This is a genomic window from Bradyrhizobium guangxiense, assembly GCF_004114915.1.
GTDB classification, from domain to species: domain Bacteria; phylum Pseudomonadota; class Alphaproteobacteria; order Rhizobiales; family Xanthobacteraceae; genus Bradyrhizobium; species Bradyrhizobium guangxiense.
Map to the genome: position 1 here is coordinate 1,162,119 of NZ_CP022219.1, position 19,535 is coordinate 1,181,653.

General features: G+C 58.7%; 15 protein-coding genes. 8 read left to right on the forward strand and 7 right to left on the reverse strand.

What is annotated here, in order from left to right; translation table 11 throughout:
* Nucleotides 1-245: 245 nt before the first annotated feature.
* Nucleotides 246-2,246, reverse strand: a complete 2,001-nt coding sequence (locus tag X268_RS39265) for a hypothetical protein (RefSeq protein ID WP_164937552.1) — start codon at nucleotides 2,244-2,246, stop codon at nucleotides 246-248.
* A gap of 1 nt (nucleotide 2,247) precedes the next feature.
* Between X268_RS39265 and X268_RS39270 the strand changes: the two genes are divergently transcribed.
* Nucleotides 2,248-2,436, forward strand: coding sequence for a hypothetical protein (locus X268_RS39270; RefSeq protein WP_164937553.1), 189 nt, complete (start codon nucleotides 2,248-2,250; stop codon nucleotides 2,434-2,436).
* Nucleotides 2,437-2,800: 364 nt separating this feature from the next.
* Here the strand turns inward: X268_RS39270 and X268_RS05530 are convergent, their stop codons facing one another.
* Together X268_RS05530 and X268_RS05535 are read right to left on the reverse strand one after the other, a co-directional pair.
* Nucleotides 2,801-3,748 (reverse strand): UDP-glucuronic acid decarboxylase family protein, encoded by a 948-nt coding sequence (locus X268_RS05530; RefSeq protein ID WP_128923993.1) that lies wholly within the window; start codon nucleotides 3,746-3,748, stop codon nucleotides 2,801-2,803.
* Nucleotides 3,749-3,796: 48 nt separating this feature from the next.
* Nucleotides 3,797-5,257 (reverse strand): sugar transferase, encoded by a 1,461-nt coding sequence (locus X268_RS05535; protein WP_128923994.1) that lies wholly within the window; start codon nucleotides 5,255-5,257, stop codon nucleotides 3,797-3,799.
* A 380-nt stretch (nucleotides 5,258-5,637) separates the two neighbouring features.
* Here X268_RS05535 and X268_RS05540 point away from each other — a divergent pair, with 380 nt between their 5' ends.
* Entirely contained in the window at nucleotides 5,638-6,489 is an 852-nt protein-coding gene (locus X268_RS05540; RefSeq protein WP_128923995.1) for a hypothetical protein, read from the forward strand.
* 333 nt (nucleotides 6,490-6,822) lie between these two features.
* Here the strand turns inward: X268_RS05540 and X268_RS05545 are convergent, their stop codons facing one another.
* On the reverse strand, nucleotides 6,823-7,446 hold the full coding sequence (locus X268_RS05545) for a hypothetical protein (RefSeq protein ID WP_128923996.1): 624 nt from the start codon (nucleotides 7,444-7,446) through the stop codon (nucleotides 6,823-6,825).
* A gap of 462 nt (nucleotides 7,447-7,908) precedes the next feature.
* On the opposite strand from X268_RS05545, the gene asnB reads away from it, so the two are divergent.
* Entirely contained in the window at nucleotides 7,909-9,819 is a 1,911-nt protein-coding gene (gene asnB / locus X268_RS05550) for an asparagine synthase (glutamine-hydrolyzing) (protein ID WP_128923997.1), read from the forward strand.
* A 204-nt stretch (nucleotides 9,820-10,023) separates the two neighbouring features.
* On the opposite strand, the gene X268_RS05555 is transcribed toward asnB, so the two are convergent.
* The gene (locus X268_RS05555) at nucleotides 10,024-11,250 is read right to left on the reverse strand and encodes a polysaccharide biosynthesis/export family protein (protein WP_128923998.1); all 1,227 of its coding nucleotides are present in this window, start codon (nucleotides 11,248-11,250) and stop codon (nucleotides 10,024-10,026) included.
* A gap of 215 nt (nucleotides 11,251-11,465) precedes the next feature.
* Here X268_RS05555 and X268_RS05560 point away from each other — a divergent pair, with 215 nt between their 5' ends.
* A complete protein-coding gene (locus X268_RS05560) occupies nucleotides 11,466-12,245 on the forward strand; it encodes a phosphodiester glycosidase family protein (RefSeq protein ID WP_164937554.1) in 780 nt (259 codons plus the stop codon).
* A 534-nt stretch (nucleotides 12,246-12,779) separates the two neighbouring features.
* On the opposite strand, the gene X268_RS05565 is transcribed toward X268_RS05560, so the two are convergent.
* Nucleotides 12,780-13,169, reverse strand: a complete 390-nt coding sequence (locus X268_RS05565) for a hypothetical protein (RefSeq protein ID WP_128924000.1) — start codon at nucleotides 13,167-13,169, stop codon at nucleotides 12,780-12,782.
* A gap of 842 nt (nucleotides 13,170-14,011) precedes the next feature.
* Between X268_RS05565 and X268_RS05570 the strand changes: the two genes are divergently transcribed.
* From X268_RS05570 to X268_RS05580, 3 genes are all read left to right on the forward strand, one after another.
* A complete protein-coding gene (locus tag X268_RS05570; protein ID WP_128924001.1) occupies nucleotides 14,012-15,064 on the forward strand; it encodes a glycosyltransferase family protein in 1,053 nt (350 codons plus the stop codon).
* A gap of 155 nt (nucleotides 15,065-15,219) precedes the next feature.
* Nucleotides 15,220-16,443 carry a glycosyltransferase family 4 protein gene (locus tag X268_RS05575; protein ID WP_128924002.1) on the forward strand — a complete coding sequence of 408 codons (1,224 nt, stop codon included), beginning with the start codon at nucleotides 15,220-15,222 and terminating at the stop codon, nucleotides 16,441-16,443.
* Between the two features lie 209 nt (nucleotides 16,444-16,652).
* Nucleotides 16,653-17,327, forward strand: a complete 675-nt coding sequence (locus X268_RS05580) for a hypothetical protein (protein WP_128924003.1) — start codon at nucleotides 16,653-16,655, stop codon at nucleotides 17,325-17,327.
* Between the two features lie 353 nt (nucleotides 17,328-17,680).
* On the opposite strand, the gene X268_RS05585 is transcribed toward X268_RS05580, so the two are convergent.
* Nucleotides 17,681-18,340: a hypothetical protein gene (locus X268_RS05585; protein ID WP_128924004.1), complete on the reverse strand. Its 660-nt coding sequence runs from the start codon at nucleotides 18,338-18,340 to the stop codon at nucleotides 17,681-17,683.
* Nucleotides 18,341-18,693: 353 nt separating this feature from the next.
* Between X268_RS05585 and X268_RS05590 the strand changes: the two genes are divergently transcribed.
* Entirely contained in the window at nucleotides 18,694-19,482 is a 789-nt protein-coding gene (locus X268_RS05590; RefSeq protein ID WP_128924005.1) for a hypothetical protein, read from the forward strand.
* The last annotated feature ends 53 nt before the right edge of the window (nucleotides 19,483-19,535 follow it).

Below are 19,535 nucleotides of genomic sequence, written 5' to 3' on the forward strand. Positions count from 1 at the left end.
TGCTTCGGAACAGCTTGAAAGAAGGCTGCGCCCGGTTTGCGAGAAAGCTCCGGGACGAGATTATACGCTGCGATACATCCCGAAAACTATCGCTGAATGCGTCAGCCGGATAGAGCAAGAATTCGAAGAAGCGCGCCGGAGCTTCCCTCGGCGCGGAGGGATTCCTCAAAGAAAAACAGCTCCCCACGAAGCTCTCGAGAGAGAGCTCAATGGGGAGCAGGATTGGAGGATCGTTGGCGCTTAACTTATTGGCTGATGTGCTGATCAGTCATTAGCTCTACCGTTATCTGAGCGGAACTTTGTGTCGCTGCGCTGAAGGTCGGCCCGCTATTTGAGGGACCGAGCAGGGTGCCTGGATTTGGCGGAACTCCAAGTTTGTCCAGAGACTGCATGCCCGTGATACCGGTCAAAGTCAGTGTGCGTTCTCCCGCAACAGCCATATTAATGCCAGGGCCGAAGTTCGAGACCGTAGTTGGGCTGCTCATCATCGGCCAGTTATTGAACTGTGAGAGCTGAAACTGAAGGGCTCCAGCTCCCGAGTAGGGAGTAGTCACGTTGAATTTGGCGGACTTCAAGGCGCCCCACAAAGGGACCCTCGGCGCCGCGATCGTGCCAGTGAGGGCCGAATATGTACGCTTGGAGTAAGAGTAGAGCGGAGCGCCGGCGGGCGCATTGTTCAGATCGACCACATCAGCGCTCCCAGAGCAGTTGTTGCAAGTAAACTTGGGCGCGGGATGCACGCGGATCGCGAGCTTCGCGCCTGCGTAGGCCGGGAAGCTCCCAGGAAAGTCGGTCTTGATGTAGCTGAAGTTCTGATCCTGCGTAACGTCTAGCACCTTGAAGATCGGGCCCGAACCGTGTGCGCCAACCCAAAGGAGATTTGTACCGGGAACAGCCCAGCGCGGCGCGTACAGGCCAACAACACCACCTGACTTGTAGGCATTCACAAACGAGATCTCTGGAAGATCAAGATGTGTAGCGTCGATAACGCTGATGAGCTTATTGCCGCCATTTGCCTCATATGTGCCAGCTATGCTGGAGATATTTACGCGGTCATTAGAGGCAAACCCCGCAGTCGAGGCGACCGTCAGCCGGACCTTTCCTGCGCCATTGTTGGTTGCTCCCAAAACTGTCGTTCCATTGGGAAACGAGATGACGCCGTTTGACATGGCGTAACTGACCTGCACCGGATTGCTTCCAAAACCGGTTTCGAACACTCCCGCGGGATTGAAGCTCCCGATCGTGCAATTGGTGCAGATCACCTCATCGGAGCGTCCGTAAGCGTAGGCGCCTGGCCGGAAGTCAGCGATCTTCGTGTCTGAGATCACAGCCTTCTTGGGAGTTCCGGTCAGCTGGGTCTTGATAGTCGAACCAGATATGGTGACAAGGTCTGTCGAGGAACTCTGGAATTTCAGCTGGTTAATTATAACGTTGTTCATCACCATGGAGGTGATCAGCTTGTCGACCTCCAGATTGCAATTCGACATGTCTGTATTGATAGCTTGCCAAAGATAATTCTGCGTGGGCACGCCGCAATTGTAGCCAGTAAACTTCACATCGCGATAAGTAACGCTGCGTCCGTTGGCGTAAGTCTGAAACTTATCCTGCGAAATGGTCAGGCCCCGATACTCCACTTGAGTGTCCCAGGACGGATCAAGCGCATACAAGGTCGCTGGTCCACCGGCATCGACTTCAAACTGGCTTCCAGAGTTGTAGTTCGGCCAAGTCGACTTGTAGGTATTCTTTAGGGGCGCCGCGAGCGTTACAGTGCCTGCACTAGCGTCCACCGAGATCACCTTGACGTATTCGAACCAGTGCGGATTCGAGGGATAACCATACGGTGCTTGCCAAATCCCTTGGAGGTCGAATCCGGTGATAAGGGCGTAGCTTCCAACGGTGAATATGGAAGCCTGAGCTGGCGTCAGCAATTGCACCTTTGAAGATCCTGCCGCGACCGTCACAAGTCGCGCGCTATGGCGATTGTCGGCTATCTGACCCCGTCCCCCAAGGAAGAAGCCAGGAACGCTGCCGCCATTGTTCGTGATCGTGGCGCCATATCCAACGACCAGCAGATTCTTGATCCCCTTGGCCCACCATAGACCCGCATTGCTGGTAAACGCACAAACGCTTCCGCTCGGGATCGTGAGCTGAACCATGGCCGTCTGCGTCACGGCCCATTTGTTGAAAGCGGCGAAGGCGGGGGCGGCATCGGTCTTGCCGTCGCAGATCGCGTAGAAATCCTTCACGATGTCCTTGCTGACGACGAGCTGGGTCGTCGTGCTCGGCGAGCTGGTCGTGGTGCTCGTGCTGGTGCTGGGGCTCGTCGTTGAGGTGGTCGTCGTGGTCGTCGTTGTCGTGGCCAACGGCGCGGTTGTCTGGGCCTGTGCCGCGGAGGCCATGAGCGCGCTCAGCACCATCACTCCGTTGCGGACTTGAACCAAAGTTCTTCGCATGGCTGCCTCTATCGTCCTATCTCTTGCAGGAAGGATTTGCGGTTGCGTTGCTTTCCGGAACCAAGCGTAGGAACCGTGCCCTCGTTTCAAGTTAATTCGGCGAACGCAGTTTGAGGCAAAGTTCCGATGGCAGGAATTAGGTTGACGATCCGGAAATCAGGGCCGCCGGTCTGAAGACTTCGTCAACCAGTCACGACGCCCGTCAGAACTGCCGGCGGCGCTGCTGGCGCTGGCTACCCCCCCTTTACCTTAACAAGTCCCGGCGAGGCCACGCGATGCGCTCGCCGTCTGTGTCGCTGCGAACTTGCGCGGAGAACGGCAAGCGGCCTGCCGCCGACCGGACCGGCTCAAGCGGACTTCTTGAGCAGGTCGTCGAAATATTCGATCGTCTTGCGAATGCCGTCGCGGAGCTGAACGCGCGGCTCCCAGTCCAGGATCTCCTTCGCCTTTGTAATATTCGGCTTGCGCTGCTTCGGGTCGTCCTGCGGAAGCGGGCGCTTGTCGATCTTCGAGCGGGAATTGGTCAGCTCGATCACGACCTTCGCGAGCTCGAGGATGCTGAACTCCACGGGATTGCCGAGATTGATCGGCCCGGTGATGTCGTCGGGGCTGTTCATCAGTCTCATCAGGCCGTCGACGAGGTCGTCGACATAGCAGAACGACCTGGTCTGGTCGCCTTCGCCGTAGATGGTGATGTCCTGGCCCTGCAGCGCCTGAACGATGAAGTTGGACACCACCCGGCCGTCGTTCGGATGCATTCCGGGCCCGTAGGTGTTGAAGATGCGGGCGACCTTGATGCGCAGATTGTGCTGACGGCGGTAGTCGAAGAACAGGGTCTCGGCGCAGCGCTTGCCTTCGTCATAGCAGGACCGGATCCCGATCGGGTTGACGTTGCCCCAATATTCCTCGGGCTGGGGATGAACGGTCGGATCACCATAGACCTCCGACGTGGAGGCCTGAAGAATCTTCGCCTTCACGCGCTTGGCCAGCCCGAGCATGTTGATGGCGCCGTTGACGCTCACCTTGGTCGTCTGCACCGGATCGAACTGATAGTGGATGGGCGAGGCCGGGCAGGCCAGATTGTAGATGTCGTCCACCTCGACATAGAGCGGAAAGCAGATGTCGTGCCGCATCAGCTCGAAACGCGGATTGTCGAGCAGGGGAATGATGTTCTGCTTCGACCCGGTATAGAAATTGTCGACGCATAACACTTCGTGGCCGCGCTCGAGCAGGCGGCGGCACAGATGCGAGCCGATGAACCCGGCTCCGCCGGTCACGAGAATACGGGGCTTCATGCAGGATTACCTTCCAGAAGTGACGGGGGCGTCATGAGGGCAAGGACCTTAGGATGCGATCTTCCGCTGAGCTGAGGTCAGAATGTCCACGCCCTTCTGGCGGACCTGCTCCGTATCTGCCGTTGCTTCCTGCCCGGCATATTGGTTGGTCATCACGATCTTCAAGGTGAGCAGCGCGATGTAGATGTCAACACGGAGGCTCGCGTTGCGCACGTACCAGGTGTCGAACGCTTCCTTTTCCTCCTTGCTGACGAGCTTGCCGCCGTTGACCTGCGCCCAGCCGGTCAGTCCGGGCCGGACCGACAGACGGTCGGCGAGGTTCCCGGGCTGGTCTTCCGGCAGCAGCGGGCGCGGGCCGATCAACGACATGTCTCCGAGCAGCACGTTCAGCAATTGCGGCAGCTCGTCGAGCCGTGTGGCGCGCAAGAAGCGCCCGATGGCCGAGGGCTCGCGGCTCGCTTCCAGCCGCTCGCCGTCCGCATCAAAGGGCGCGCGCAATGTCCTGAACTTGTAGATCAGGAACGGGCCCCCCTCCCAGCGGAGCCGCTCTTGCCAGAACAGAACCGGAGCGCCCACGTCGAGCAGGACCAGAAAACCCGCGATCACGGCGACCGGCGAAAGAATGACCATGAGCGCGAACGCGCCCAAGACGTCGATCCAGCGCTTCAGCCAGAAATAGGAGGAGAGCGGCCGCTGCGCGTGTTCGCTTGCGGTTGCGAGTTCCGGCTCCCTGGATTCGGTGATGCCGACCAGACGAGGCAGATACTGCAGCAAAATCTGCCGCTCCTGACAGACGCGCTCGATCTCCAGGCTGGTCGCTTCGCCGAGCTGACTTGCCTCGCCAGCCACCACGACCCGGTCGACATGGATGCCGTGAATTGCGAACTCCGTAACGATGGCGTCGAGCTCGTGCGGCATCCCCATGACCTGGACGTCTGCTACCGCGCGTCCCACCATTTTGGGATTCTGATCGAGCACGGCGATGACGGGATGGCTGGGCGGCGCATAGGCGCGCAGCATCTGGATGAAGTGGAAGGCAAAGCGCGACGCGCCAATAACGACGATGCGCTCTCGCTTGGTTTGGTGTTCATGTGCGCTGTCCGGCAATATGACGCGAAAGAACAGCCGGCCACCGATCAACCCTGCACCGAGCAACGCGGCATGGATCAGAGGCATCGAGCGCGGAATGCCGTCCATGCGCGTGAGCGAGAACAGAACGCCGCAGGTCATCAGTTCCGTGAACAGCACCGCCTCGAGGATGGAGAGGAATTCCTGGACGGAGAAATTGCGTAGCAGCCCGTCCTGGATGCGGAGGGCGAAGAAGCTCATCAGCGCAAAGGCTGAGGCGAACAAGCAATAATAGACCGCGACCGCCCAGTCGCCGTGGAATGGCGCCGCGCCGTCCCGAACGAACAGGGCAAGAGGGGGTGAGGCCGTCGCCCAAACCAGGTCCCACGACGAAACGATGATCCTGTTGCGCGATCTTGAGCTGGGGGAAGGAACAATCATGTTAAATTCTCGGTATTACATTGCGATTTAAATCGCAAAAAACTGGATAAAACTTTAAATTGTTGCCGCTCTGTGGCACATCTGCAACAGGTTTTCCCCGGACCTCAGATAACGAAGTATTAAGGTCTGGGCCCGGCCCGGGCAACTTAAATCTCTAGGATCCTTTGTTAACTCTAACGTGACGCTGGGTTTAAAGCGCTCGCCAAATTTGCCGTCCCGGTCCAGCAAATTTTGCGCCAAGTGGCCAGCCGAAGGCCCGGTGCGGCCCCCGATCCGAATACATACTGAATTTAATAAAGCCTGAATCCAATAAATAGCGGTTGACCCTCGCCGCAATTTAGAGTTCCGTAACCATGTATTGCACTGCGTGGAAGACTTGAATGTGGACTGGTCGCATTTTTTCAGTTTTGGCTTTGGTATTTTTGAGTAGTCCCGCAGCCGCGGGGTCCTATGGCGACAACTATTGGGGTGGAATCGACACCCAGAACGTCTCCAACAAGGACGTCATCGGCTCGAGCAGCACTTTCAACGTCTCCTATGTTGACGTTTCGCGGACCAATGGCGGAAACACGCTGAAGATCGTCCTGCACACCGGCTATGCGGGTGCGCCCGGAACCTCTGCGGCGTTGGGAACGACCTACGGCTCGCTGTTCTTCACAAGTGTTGCGAACTATTCGCCGATCGGCACCGCCGCCGGTCATTACGCAAATGACTACTACCAGCCCAACGACTGGACCTGGGCCTTCGTGACGTCGGCGACGCCTGGCACGGGCGGGCTGTACCAGATCGGTGCCGTGCAACAGGAGGTCGACTACAAGACCACGCACGTCGCGCAGTACTACAAGACCCTGGACGGAAAGATCATCATGTCGAATGCGTATGGTGATCCGGTGACTGCGCCGTACTCTGGCAACAATGGTTATTATTTCCGACAAGGCCAGGCAGTGCAATTTACGCCCGACGCCGGGCAAAAGGCGCTGTACGGTGGAAGCTGGTCGGTCGTGAGCGGCTCCACGATCACCTATTACATCAACGATCAGCACACCCTCGGCGACACGTTTGCCATGTCTTGGGCAATGACGTGTGCGAATGACGTGTTTCAGCGCGTGGTCAGCGTCCCCGGCCCGGTTGTGGGCGCCGGTCTACCGGGGCTTCTCGTCGTGATGGCGGGATTCTGTGGCGTATTTCTGCGCCAGCGTCGCTTACAGGCATCGGGGTTAGCCGTCCATTGATCCTGCGCTGCTGCGGCTCTTCTGTCCACGCCCCGTGAAACGAAACTGCGGATAGTGTCGCGCGGTCGGGGGGATTCTCCCCGGGGGGACCGCCAGCGGAAAGCCAGCCGGGGGGCGAGCAAGAATCTAAGCTCGCGCAGCGCGACCGCCCATCGGACATAGGCCGCCGATCGCAAGCTCTATTATCCCCTCGCTCGTTGGCTGCCGAAACCCCGCGGCTATGGAGTTACGCCGCTTCACCTAAGAGAGATCCATGGGGCCCGCGCTGCACGAGGCCATCACCTCGTGGGGAGAAAGCCTCCGTCGGGCCGACTTTGCTCCTGGCGGAGCGTCTCAAGCAAACCGGCGGCTGCGCCGGTTCACGAGCCATCCGAACAGGCACGCGGCAAAAGCAAAGCTGGCGGCGCCTGCGCCGACCGTTGGGCCTGGAACTGCGGTGACGGCAACCTTCTCGATTCCCCAACCCTCGTCGCGGAGCCCTTGAAATCCGGCATGGCCGGAGCCGAGGCTCGTGTAGCCAAAGGTGAGTGTGTTCAGGCCGGCAATCAAGGGAAGGCCTGTGAAACTCAGTGCCTCCTGGCCCCCATTCCAGCCGATGCCGGTGCCGTTTCCGGTCAGATTGGTGAATGTCGCGCCGAAGGGATTGTAGTAGATATTGGACTGCGAGCCGCTATTGCTACCGCCACCGAGATTGAAAGTGCCGGAAAAGATCAAAACGTTGTTCAGCTTCAGCGAGAAGTCGTCCTCATAGAAGTTCTGACCATCCAGGCTGGTGTAACCGTCGATGACAAACGACAGGCCGGCCGCCACGGGCGACGAGTTGAACGTCAACGAATAAGTCTGATTGGTTGCGATCGGCCCGGTTGCCGCCGGGGCCGAGTAGATCAGGCTCGCTTCCGCGTTGTGGGCCAGCAGAACGGAAAGCGCCGCGCCGCCGATCAGGGCTTTAACCTTCATTGACATTTCACCATTTAATTTCGATTTAAGTTGTTCTTTAAATCGACAGGTATGTCAATAGTTGATTTCGAGACAGCGATGCTCGGCGGGCGAGAGTCGCGCCGAGGTTGCCGGCGCGCCGAAATGTCGCCTGGTCTAAGGCATGGCTCCGTCTTCTGAAAACGTTAAGATGGCTCATCGAGGAGCACCTCTGGTGACAGGCTCGTGTAAGGAATAAATGGCAAGATTGGGCGCCCGTACCGGCTGCTCCCTGCCACTCGGCCGGACGATGCCCCTTTTGTTTTCAGCTCATCATAAATGAGGCACACGCAGTACGAGGATGATGCTGTCGATGGGAATGCCTCAACGATCATCAACGGCAGGTACTGCGTTCGATCGAATACGAGAAAACCAAACAATTGTAGTGCTGCGCCGGCGAAACGCCCGCCGGCAAAGCCGAATTCAGAGTCGGGAAGAAATTGAATGTGCGGAATCGCCGGACTAGTCGACAGGTCGGGCTCGGTCGCGCCTGAATTGCTGAGCGCGATGCTGGACCAGATCTATCATCGCGGCCCTGACGGGGAGGGGGCTTTCCTCTGCCCAGAGCGGGCGTTCGCAATCGGCATGCGCAGGTTGTCGATCATCGATCTTCAGAGCGGGGACCAACCGATCTGGAACGAGGCCCATGACGTTGGTGTCGTGTTCAATGGCGAGATCTACAATTACAAGGAACTGACCCGCAGCTTAGAAGGGCGGGGCCACATCTTTCGAACCCGGTCGGATACCGAGGTGCTCGTCCACCTCTATGAGGAGTATGGGCAGGACATGGTGCAGCATCTGCGCGGCATGTTCGCATTCTGCATCTTCGACCTGCGAAACGGGACCCTCCTTCTTGCGCGAGATCATTTTGGACAAAAACCGCTCTACTACACGAAACAGCACGGGAAACTCGCGTTCGCCAGCGAAATAAGCGCGTTGCGTGCGGTGCCCTGGGTTGATCTTGCAATCGATCGCGAGGCCTTCCTGGACTATACATGCTGGTTGTCGTTGCCTCCGCCAAGGACTCATTACCGCAACATCCTGAAACTGCCCGCCGGTTGCTGCGCGCAGTTCTCGCTGGACAGCTGTGAGCTGAAGATCTCGCGCTACTGGCAATTCGGCCAAGGATCAGTGGCTGACCTGGTGGACGAGCGCGCCGCCATCGCGCAGCTGGATACGGTGCTTGGCGAAAGCATTTCGATGCATTTGCGCGCAGACGTCCCCGTTGGCGTGCTGCTGAGCAGTGGCTTGGACAGCTTCGCCATCCTCAACTACGCGCAGGAGATCGTCGGCGGAAGCATCAGCACCTTTTCGGTGGGATTTGACAGCAGCGATAGCGAGCTCAACGGCGCAGAGCTGGTTGCCCGACAGTCGAAGTCGCGGCACCACGCGTTGAAGCTGAACGAGCGTCATTTTGTCGAGAACCTGGATAGGGTGCTGCGCCATCTCGGCGAGCCGATCGGGGACCCGGCGTGCTTTGCTGTCCTGCTTCTTTGCGAGCTTGCCCGCAACCACGTCAAGGTCCTGTTGTCTGGCGAGGGAAGTGACGAACTCTTTGCAGGGTATGAAGGGCGATATCTTGGGGCGATGTCGACCCTGGATCGTTCCGAGTCGCTGCGGATGCTCGCGCGCGTCCTGCCCAGCGCCAGTTCACCCTGGGAGACCTCGCGCTGGCAGAGGCTGCTGGCGCGAGTGCATTCGTCCAGCGGCCAGGAATTCGTCAATCTGCGCTCAGAGGGTTTCCCTGGTGACGCCCGACAGCCGCGCGGGCACAGCAGAGTTCAGCGCAGCTTGCTGTTCAATCGCTCGGTGGCAATATCCGAGCAGATGTTCCGCCATTACCCGGACCGTCTCAGCAGCCTTCTCGCATTCGACATGGAATGGCAGCTGCCGGAATCGTTGCTGCAAAAGGCCGACAAGATGAGCATGGGCGCGAGCATCGAGCTGCGTGCTCCTTTCCTCGATGTCGAAGTTGCGCGACTCGCGGCGCGGGTTCCTTCCGAATTGAAGTTGCCGCGTTCCGGACCCGGCAAGAGAATACTGAGACGTTTGCTGAAGCAGAGATTTCCCGACAGGCATGTTCCGCTCGTGAAGAAGGGCTTTCCCATCCCGCTGCAGGAATGGATGACTGGGCCTCTTCGCGAACAGGTGGAGGACGAGCTCTTTTCCTCTCGTTCGACAGTATTGAACCACCTCGATCCAAAGCTGCTCCGGAAAGCCTGGAACGACTTCCTGAATGGGTGGGAAGGCGCAAGGGTATTCTATTCGTTATGGCTCTACGAAAGGTGGACCAAAGAGCAGCAACGGAAAGTCTCGGTCGGTGCTCCAAAGAGCCTGGTCGCGACGGTGAGGTGATTCAGGTGATCGCCGGAATGGCCGCGCGTAGAGCGGCGCATTCCCTCTCCGAGCATCGCAGTAAATCCCCCCGGACAAAAACGTATGCGGCAGTGATCGCAGGATCGGGGCGCTGATCGGCGTTGCTCGACCAAGAACCGCGCTGCTACACCCCAGGTTCAAAGCTGTGGCACTGAGCGGCCACAGCTTTGATTGTTGCTCTCGTCACGGTGTCGACGTCGAAGGCGTAGAAATGATCGTGCTCGAAGCTGAGCCGTTGATCAGGTTCCTCAGGGCATAGCCCTGCGTGACCGTCGACATCGGATCCTGCACAGCCGAGTTGAGGGTGTGGAGGAAGGCCACGAACTTTCCGACCTCGACCGAGGCCGAATTCGTGACGTAAAGCACGTCCTTGTTACGCATCTCGAACTTCGTCGCCAGGAAGAAGCTGGAGGGATCCCGGAAGTTGATATTGTAGATGACCGGCACGAGTGGCCCGGGATATTGCGCGCAATCTATGCCCATTGCGCTGGCAACTTCGCACGGCTCGCCGCGATAGAGGAACACTGAGGCCGGATTGGCCTGACCGTCCAACAGACCACCAGATTTTGACACGGCTTCTGCCAGGGACAGGCGCCACGCACCAAACGGAACCTGTTGCTGCCGACCCAGAGCGCCGAACGCCAGGAAGGTCTGAGGCTCGCGATACAGGAACAGCGTATCGTTGGCATGGACATAGACGTTATTGGCCGGTTCGTAGATCAGAGCACCGAGCGGTGCAGTCGCACGGCTGCCACTGCGCTCGAGCATGATCCACATCTCGGACGCGGGACCCTGCGTGCCCCCGGAGCGAGCGATATAGTCCAGCACGCGCTCCGGTGTGGCAGTGATCGGCACGCGGCCCGGACGTCCAACCTCGCCCACCATCGTAACCAGTGAGGTTTGCTGGTCGACCGTCGAGACGACAACCTGCGGGTCGATTGCGCGATTCTTGAGCGCCTCGACGATAGCCTGCTGCACCTCTTCCTTGGTTCTTCCCAATGCCCTGATGTTGCCCGCGTACGGAATGGAAATGTTTCCGCGTGTATCGACCGATTGGGTGGGGATCGTGATGAAATTGCCCGGACGCACACCTGCTTCTGCGGGAATGAAGAGACCGCCGGTGCTCGCTTCGAAGATGGTGACGGACACAGTGTCGCCAATACCGAAGCGAAGATCCTTGGGACGCTTCTGCGTGGCGAACTTGGTCAGCCGAGGGGCGGACGAGGCCAACACGGAGACGACCTGCGGTGTGACTTTGACGAAGGCATGGGGAAGGCTGTCGGGATCAACGTAAGACGCATCCCTCACCGCTATCTCGGACGGACCGGATGCCGGCAAAAGCGCGCATCCGCCCAGAGCCGGAACGAGCAACAATGTTGCCGCAATTGCCGCAGGTCTCAACTCTCTCATCCCCAAAAACACACGGTTCAAAATTCGTAGGAATGAATAGCATGCAAAGCCTGGAATAAACGGTTAACCTAACTTGCTGACAGGCATGTTTTGGTTGCTGTGGCATTTCTGCCACGCCAGGCCTGATCCAGCCACCACCGCAATCAATGGTTTTTCGAAGACTTCTGACAATCGCCGCGATTTGCCTTGTTGGCGGCTGCCCTGCCTCGCCTCAGATGTTCGTCGCGGACGGTGAGTGGATTGAGGCATTCACAGGCGTTCGCTACGTGGCGGAGAGAGTCGCGGTCGGGCCGGAAGGGGGAGGTCTCGTTCACTTCGTTCAAATTGACCTTTCAACGCCTGGGATCGAGTTGTTTGTGACGCCGCTGGATCTCCATGCGGTCCAATCCGGCTGGGAATATCGGCTGGCGTACGTATCAAGCGTCGTCCGAGAGCAGCACCTTGCCTTCGCGGTCAACGCCAGTCTCTTCACATCGCGGTCGCTTGGTTACCTGCAGCTGGCCGGTGATATGGCGCGAAGTGTCGAGACAGTGGTCGCAGACCATGTCGTCAACCACCTCTGGGAACACACCTACCTTCTCGCCTTTGACGACCGGCTGGCCCCTTGGTTTACGCTGTCGAAGCCTCCACCGGCCGTGGACCTTGCGCGTGCGCGGTGGGCGATCGGCGGACAAGGGATCGACCTCCGGGAAGGGCGCGTAAGGACCGGGAGCGCCATGCCGGACGCCCGGACTGCCGTCGCGCTTGATCAGGGTGGCCGACGCCTGTTCCTTGCCGTGGCCGAGAATATGTCGCCCCATTTGTTGTTGGCCAAATTGGCTGAACGAGGCGGTTGGACCGGAATGATGCTGGACGGCGGCCATTCCAGCACCCTTGCGGTGGGTCCGAACGCCAGGGGGCTTCGATCTGGCACTTTGGTCGGAGGTTGGCGTCCGGTCGCCACCGTTCTGGGAATCCGCGCAAGGCCGGTGCAGCCCAAGCTCCCCGACGACTGACCTCGCTGTCGGGACAGTGTGGCTGCCAAGGCACACTTGGCGTCCAAAAAATATTGCACGACAGTATAAATGGCAGCTTGTGCTATCCAGGATAGCCGACCGGTCGTACTCGGCGAATCGGCCGTGCATTTGCGACGTCAGGAGGGTCCCGTGAGACGCGTCATTTGTCTGCTGGCAATGCTTGCAATTCCCGCCTTGGCTTCGCCCGTGGGGCCGGTCGCTGCTGCGGATGCTCCAGTCCCGGCCCGATCGGTCGTTCGGGAATGCGCTGATCCTGACTGCCGCCATCACGAGCGCGTCTATACCAGCCGGGAATATATCCGGGTTCGCTACCCCAAGTGCAGGATTCGCGATGCCTGCTCGCTTTATGGAGCCTACGGGCCGCATGGCGGGGCGCCGTATTGGGGTGCATATACGGGATGGGGCTATTATCAGGCTTGGTAGCATCGGTGCGCCGTTGCAGGCGCTCAAGAGAACTCGTCCCGATCGATGCCTAGATGCTGGGCGATGGCCGCCGGCTCCAGTGCCTCGATTCTAAGACTGGAGTCTCGCTAGGCGTTCCTTGAATTGTTCGACCCTGATCGGGTTGTCGCCGTAGAGCCCTTGCGCCTTCTCCTCCACGTATTCCTGGAGCCTCTTGCGAACCGGCGCCGGAACTTGCTCGTTGCTGAGTATCCGGGCGATCGTGCCGGTCGACAGACCTGAATTCTTGTGCTGTCCGCTGAGGATCGACCAAGTCGTACTCCGGCTGAGGCCGAGGGCCGCAGCCTGCTGATCGAGGCTTTCAAATCCCGCGATCCGAAGAGCTTCCGTGATTTCGCGAATCTTGGCCCATTGGCGTTCGCGCCCCGGACTGCACAGGGGGATATCAGTGGCAACAGCTAACGGATAATCGTGCGAGTTCGACATTGCAAAAATATTCAATTAATCGTCGCGGCCTGCAACTCGGATGAAATGTTTCCGTTAGCAGGTAACGTTACCGGCGAGTGTGGCAATTGAGGCAGAGCTTTTCTTGGTTCCGATACGCTAACGGTTCCCTTCAGGCGAGACAGTATCAACAACTCCCAAGTGTAGGATGGTGACACGTCGTTTGTGTGAACCGGACGCTGCCAGGTTCGAACATATTCTGCGAGCAAGTCGGTTTATTGCTGGGTTCCTCCGGCTCTACACCGCATCGTGACTTGGCGCTGGGGTGCAAAGCGGGGAGATTACAAGCTTGGATTGGAGCATTGAGAAGCCTCGTTGAAACCCAATTCGGCCACCTTTGTTCGGTTTATCTAGAGGCAGAGGAAAAATCGCAAGTGTCGCGACAAAACCCAGTATCCTCGGCTGTCGAAACTGGAATCTAATGATTGAATTTGCTTTGGGTGCGATTGTTGGCGCGGCGTCGGGTTACGCAGTGCGGGCTTGGTTATCTGCACGCCGTCGTCGAGCTGCACGCGCCGCCCGCGTTGCAAAGAGTGCTGGCATCGCGGCGAGCGGGGAGCGGCATTTTGTCCCCTTCAAGTCTGAAGGCGCGCCCAGCGAGACCGGTGAGAATGCAAGCTCGATGGTCGTCAGGCTCCAGCCAGGCGCCAACGAGGCCGGGCAGGCTCAAGCCAACGAATTCCGCGTTCGTGCCGACTCCGCGGCTCGCATGTGATGGGTCGGGACTTCCCGGTTGACCCATGACTCCCGCAAAGATACTCTGCGTTTGAGGCTGGGAATTCTGGCTGATAATTCCTGTTTAATCGCTGCGGGGCGCGCGGAAGCCCATCCATTGATCAATGAAGGTTTTAATTGCTCCTGACTGGAGGGCGGGCAATCCGTATCAGGATTTACTAGCCCAAGCCCTGGAGCGGCAATCGGTTTCGGTCGATTTTCTGCAAAATTACAAACGTGTATTCCCTCTTGCTCGCTCCGTGAGGAAGAGCTCGGCAGATATATTCCATCTCCATTGGCCCGAAGCCTACTTTTCCCGTGCCAAAGCCAAGCTGGAGTGGTGCCGGCACGCGCGTTTCCCGGTCGACCTGGAGCTGGCGTGTCAGAACAAGCTTCTTGCCTATACCGCGCACAACCTGCTGCCCCATAGCCGTCACACCCGACTCTTTCAGCTTTCGGCAAAAGTCAACGCGCGCTACGTCGTGAGACGAGCGGGCATCATCTTTGCCCATTCTGCGGCGGCAAGATCGAGGCTCGTTGCGGAACTGGGCGCCGAGGAGTCGAAGATTCGCGTCATTCCGCATGGAGATCTATCCGGGACTTTGGGCGCACCGATCCCCCGGGATGAGGCCATCCGGGCTCTGGGCATTGGCTCGGCTCCTTTCGCGCTCATGTTCGGCGCGGTGGACGAATACAAGTCCTATGAAGAGATCATCCGGTGGTGGAAGCAGAGCGACATGCCACTTCGCCTCGCGATCGCCGGAAAACCGCGGACCGAGGCGTATGGGCATCATCTGGTGAACCTGATCGGCGGGGCGCCGAACATCATCCCCGCATTTGAATGGCTGTCCGAGGAGCAGCTGCGCCTTTGGCTCAGCGCCGCCTCGCTCGTCATTTTCAACTATCGCGAAATCCTCACCTCAGGAGCGGCGTGCTTGGCGCGCTCATACGGCATTCCCATCGTGTTGCCGAAGCGGTTGACGTCCGTGGATCTTGGCGAACCCACGCCCTACGTGTTGCGGTTCTCAACCCCGGAAACCGATCTGGGCAAACAGCTCGAATTGGCGCTCGCAGTGAAACCCGATTTCGATGCTGCGGCCGACTGGCGAGAGGCTTGCAGCTGGGATCGCGTGGCGCGGCTCACGGCGGAGGCCTATGCTGACGCTCAGCGTGGCTGAATCTTGCCCTGCCAAGGGAACGTGAGCGGTCGGGCAACTGCCGGGAGCCGATTGGTCATGGCCTGATGCGGACGCATTAATGTTAAGGAGAGCCAACGCCATGCGCGAGTCGTTTAAGCGATGTACAGTCCGTGAGGTCCATCGCGGCGCGTGACATGAGCAAGATATTTTTCATCAATCGATTTTTCTTTCCCGACCACTCCGCTACCAGCCAAATTCTCAGCGATCTCACATGGCACCTGACGGGCAGGGGGAGAAGCGTCCACGTCATTACCAGTGGACAGGCGTACGACAACCCTGGTGCTCGTCTCCGCTCCGAAGAGGTCATCCGAGGCGTGCACGTACATCGCGTCTCCTCGACCGGTTTTGGCAGGGCCGGTCTGTTCGGCCGTCTGCTCGATTATCTCTCGTTCTATTGGTCGGCACTTGCGATGCTCTGGAGGCTGGTCGAAGCCGGGGACGTCGTCGTGGTGAAGACCGATCCGCCGCTCCTTTCCGTACCGGCTGCGCTGGTCGCGAGGGGGAAGCGTGCGTCTCTCGTCAACTGGTTGCAGGATGTCTATCCGGAAGTCGCGACCGAGCTCGGAGTGCCGTTTCTGCGCGGTCCGATCAGCTGGCTGATCGCGAAGTTGCGCGACCTTTCGTTGCGTTCCGCTGCCGCGAACGTTGTTGTCGGCGAGCGGATGCGGGCGCTGCTCGTGTCGAAGAACGTTCAGCCTGAAAGGGTCTTCTGCATTCCGAACTGGTGCGACGATTCCGCGATCACGGAGGTGGCGGATTCGGACAATCCTTTGAAATCGGAATGGAAGCTGCAGGATAAGTTCGTCGTCGGATATTCCGGCAATCTCGGCCGCGCTCACGATTACGAGACCATGCTCGCGGCTGCCGAGCTGCTGCGTGACCATCCAGAAGTTGTTTTCCTGATGATCGGAGGGGGGCATCAGGTCAAGGATCTCGCGCGAGAGGTTGAGCTCCGAGGGCTGGCGAGCGCTTTCTGTTTTAAATCCTACCAACCCCGGGAGCAATTAAAGCAATCATTATGCTTGCCGGACGTCCATTGGTTGTCGCTTGAGCCCCGCCTGGAAGGCTTGATCGTTCCAAGCAAGTTCTACGGGATCGCCGCGGCTGCGCGGCCGACCATTGCAGTGGGCGATTTGAAGGGAGAGATTGCAGGACTTGTTCAGCGATATGCGTGTGGAATCGCTGTTGCCAAAGGGGATGGGCGCGGAATGGCGGACGCTATTCTTTCGCTGCATGAAAACGCAGAACAGCGCCGCCTGATGGGGCAAAATGCACGCAAGATGATCGATGAGCACGCTGGGCGAGGACGGTCGCTGCAAGCCTGGGAATCGTTGCTGGTCCGGCTATCTCTCCCGTAGTGACGCTTTCGTCTGTTCGGGTGGCGCGTCCAGCAGTTATTCCTATTCTTCGATTGAAATTCGCGATTTAAATAACTTATTGAAAATCCAGCTGTTTTGTTAAATTTTCAATTTGGAGTCGAGTTTGTCCAAAAAATGGGTGTTGACGCAGCGCCGCATTAAGAGTTTGTTACCCATGGAAGTAGTAATTTTACGGAGGGCTTTCCACTATGTTTAAGAAGTTTCTATGCTCGGTTGCTGCGCTCGGTGCGCTTGCGCTGGTCGCTCAGAGTGAAGCGAAGGCTGCCACCATTTTCGGTTTTTATAGCCTTGATGGTGGAGCGACGATCAACCCCTTGCTGGATGCTGATCCGTCTGCAAGTGGCTTCGCTTTCTTCGGCGCGCTCGGTAATTTCAACGTGAACATCCTTGGTGGTGCCGTGCAGCCGGCCGCCGGAACCGACCTCTTTACGGCCACCGCTATCGATAGCCATACGGCGCCGAGCACGGATCTGCTGAAGCTTTACTTCGTCGGTACGGGTTTCACGCCGGGTGGATCACAGACCTTCACGAGCCAGTTTACGTCCAATGCTCAGGGCTCGGGTCTGACGGTGGGTGAATCCACCTACTTGGGTACGCCGTTTGCCCCCGGCACGCTCCTGGGCTCGGCACTTTTCCCGCCTCTGCTTGGGACGGCTTCTTCGGTCACCAGCGCGTTCGCGGCGTTGGGTTATTCACTCACTGGCGAATTTGATATCACTGCGACTGGCGTTCAAAGTCAGACGGGTACCATTCGCGTCTCGGCAGTCCCGGGGCCGATCGTCGGTGCCGGTCTGCCCGGTCTGGTCGCGGCATGCGGTGGTCTTCTCGCACTCGCGCGCCGTCGGCGGAAGCAGGCAATCTAAGTACGGACCTTTGTAAAGTCTGGAAATCCCTCAAGGGCCGCGGAGCGACAGCTCCGTGGCTTTTGCTTTGTGGGCGACGCGCTTCGTCGCTTCAGTATACGTGGATACCTCGGACCCTGGCGGCGGCTACGTGCAGCAAGCGCTGTCAGCGCTTGTCGGCCAATTGCAAGGGCGCCAGTAGCGTCGTGCCCGTTTAAATCAGCACGCGCGCTCTGCCGCCCGACGGCCGCGGTGAATCTCCGCGGGCCGCGCGACGTCATCTTGGAAATAGGATGAGTTTGAATCGCTGGCCTGCAACATCAAGCCGGCTGCCGCCCAAACGAGTTTGGGCGGGATAAGGGAGGATCGAAGATCTATGCCGACCGACCCGGAGCTTGGGTCCGTTGCGCCCTCCGCCGGCTGGCAATCCAGCCCATCATCAGGCCACCCAGAACCATCGAAGGGAGAGTCGGGTTGCCGAGCGGCACGGCAGAGATGTTCTCTGTCGAGATGATGGCTTCGGGAAGATAGTTGTTGGCTGCTAGCCAATTGCCGTTTGGATCTCCAGCTGTGTACGCAAACGGTCCTGTTTGCGTCGTATTGAATTGCCAGCTGTTCAATGTTGCGAAATCAGCAATCGCGACCAGGAAATAGCTGCCGGCACCAATCGACCAATTGAGATTGTTCAGCAGAACCGGATGTGCGCTGTCTGCCGCCAGGTTTGTCTGGTACAGGAATGTCCCTGTGGGAATGCCAGATCCATTGTCTGCCATGATACCCAGGGTAAACGTCGTAAGAGCCGAGCCCGGCTGGGGGCCGATAAAGGCCTCGATGCCGTTGACCTGAGTCGAGGTCCCCGCGAAAAAACCTAGCCCGATTGACTGCGTGGAAGGGCTAGACCCCACATTTTGAACCCCCCATCCTGAGCTGGCTCCATAGGTATCTCCTCCGATCGTGTCCTTAAGGATCGTTGCGTGGCTGGAGCTAGTGCCGACCAGAAAAATCGCTGTTGCCGCTGCCAGGACCGTCTTCATTTGTAATGCGCCTTTGATGAATGATTTCCACGATTGAGGCTTCTCTCATCATGATTCATGCCCTGCTGATTCGCCATGATTTATTCGAATTTACATGAGCGATGCGTCGTCCGACCACAGGGCTCTGGCGCTTCCAGGTGGCACGCGGAAGTCTTGGCAAGCGCACCTTTCGTCCGAAAGGCGTGCCAGGGGTGTGGCGATGGGGCGCGCACCTACTTCGGCCGGGCCGACTGCGCATTTTCGTTGGGGCGCCGCAAAGCCGGTCCTGCTGCTGAGCGCGCCACACGCGTCAGAGTGGGATAGACGCCTCAGGCCTGGGAATATAGGCTGCTAGCCATTTAAGCGTCATGAATATGAGCGTAGTCGGCGTACCGGGTATGATTTCTCCCTTCAGAAAATTGAGGCGTGAAAATCCGAAGCGCGGAGCCGATCGCGAATATCCGGTTGTTGTAGAACTTGGTCTTGACGCTCCGAGCAAACGGTCAAATCCGCCCGATTTGCGCAGGCTCCTGCAGCAGAAGAGGCGCCAGCTTGCCTTGGCGTATCGTCGGGCCGGCCTGACGATGGAAAACCGCAAGGTCGTTTTCGGGCAATCACGAGGCGTAGTGACGGGCTGGCAGATCGGGGAGGAGTGGCTCCTCATCGGCGGGGCTGTCGCTGTCATGGCCGTTCTTGTCGGCTTCGTTGCCTCAGTCCACTATTTCGCAGGAGGGCCGCCGTGGCCCACTCAACTGGTCATTTCGGCCCAAACCCCGCCGCCCGCTTCGCCGCTCGAGGGGGTATTCCTGGCCCGCAATCAAAGTGGATTGTTCAGAATCAACAACCTTTCGGTTGGCTGCAAGGTCATTTCGCTTCGGACGAAGCGGTTCAGCATGACGAAGGATTCGATGACATCGTTGATGTTTCCTTCCCGGGGACCGGCTGCTCTAGTGCGGCCAGCTTCGGCGAATGCTTTCACCTGTCCGTTTTATGAGTACATCGAGTCTGCTTCAGGCGCTGTTTCGCCTGCTGATCTGACCGAGGCTCAGATCATGCTGGTCGCAAAATATGATGCACCCCGGTGGTGGCCGTACAATCCAGAAGTCTCAGCGCTGTTTGCGCTCGACGTCAGGAGTTCGCCGCCACGATGGATGATGAAGTGACTTCCGCTGGATGCGCGAGATCAAGCCATGCCTCGCGTGACCGTCTTGGCGGC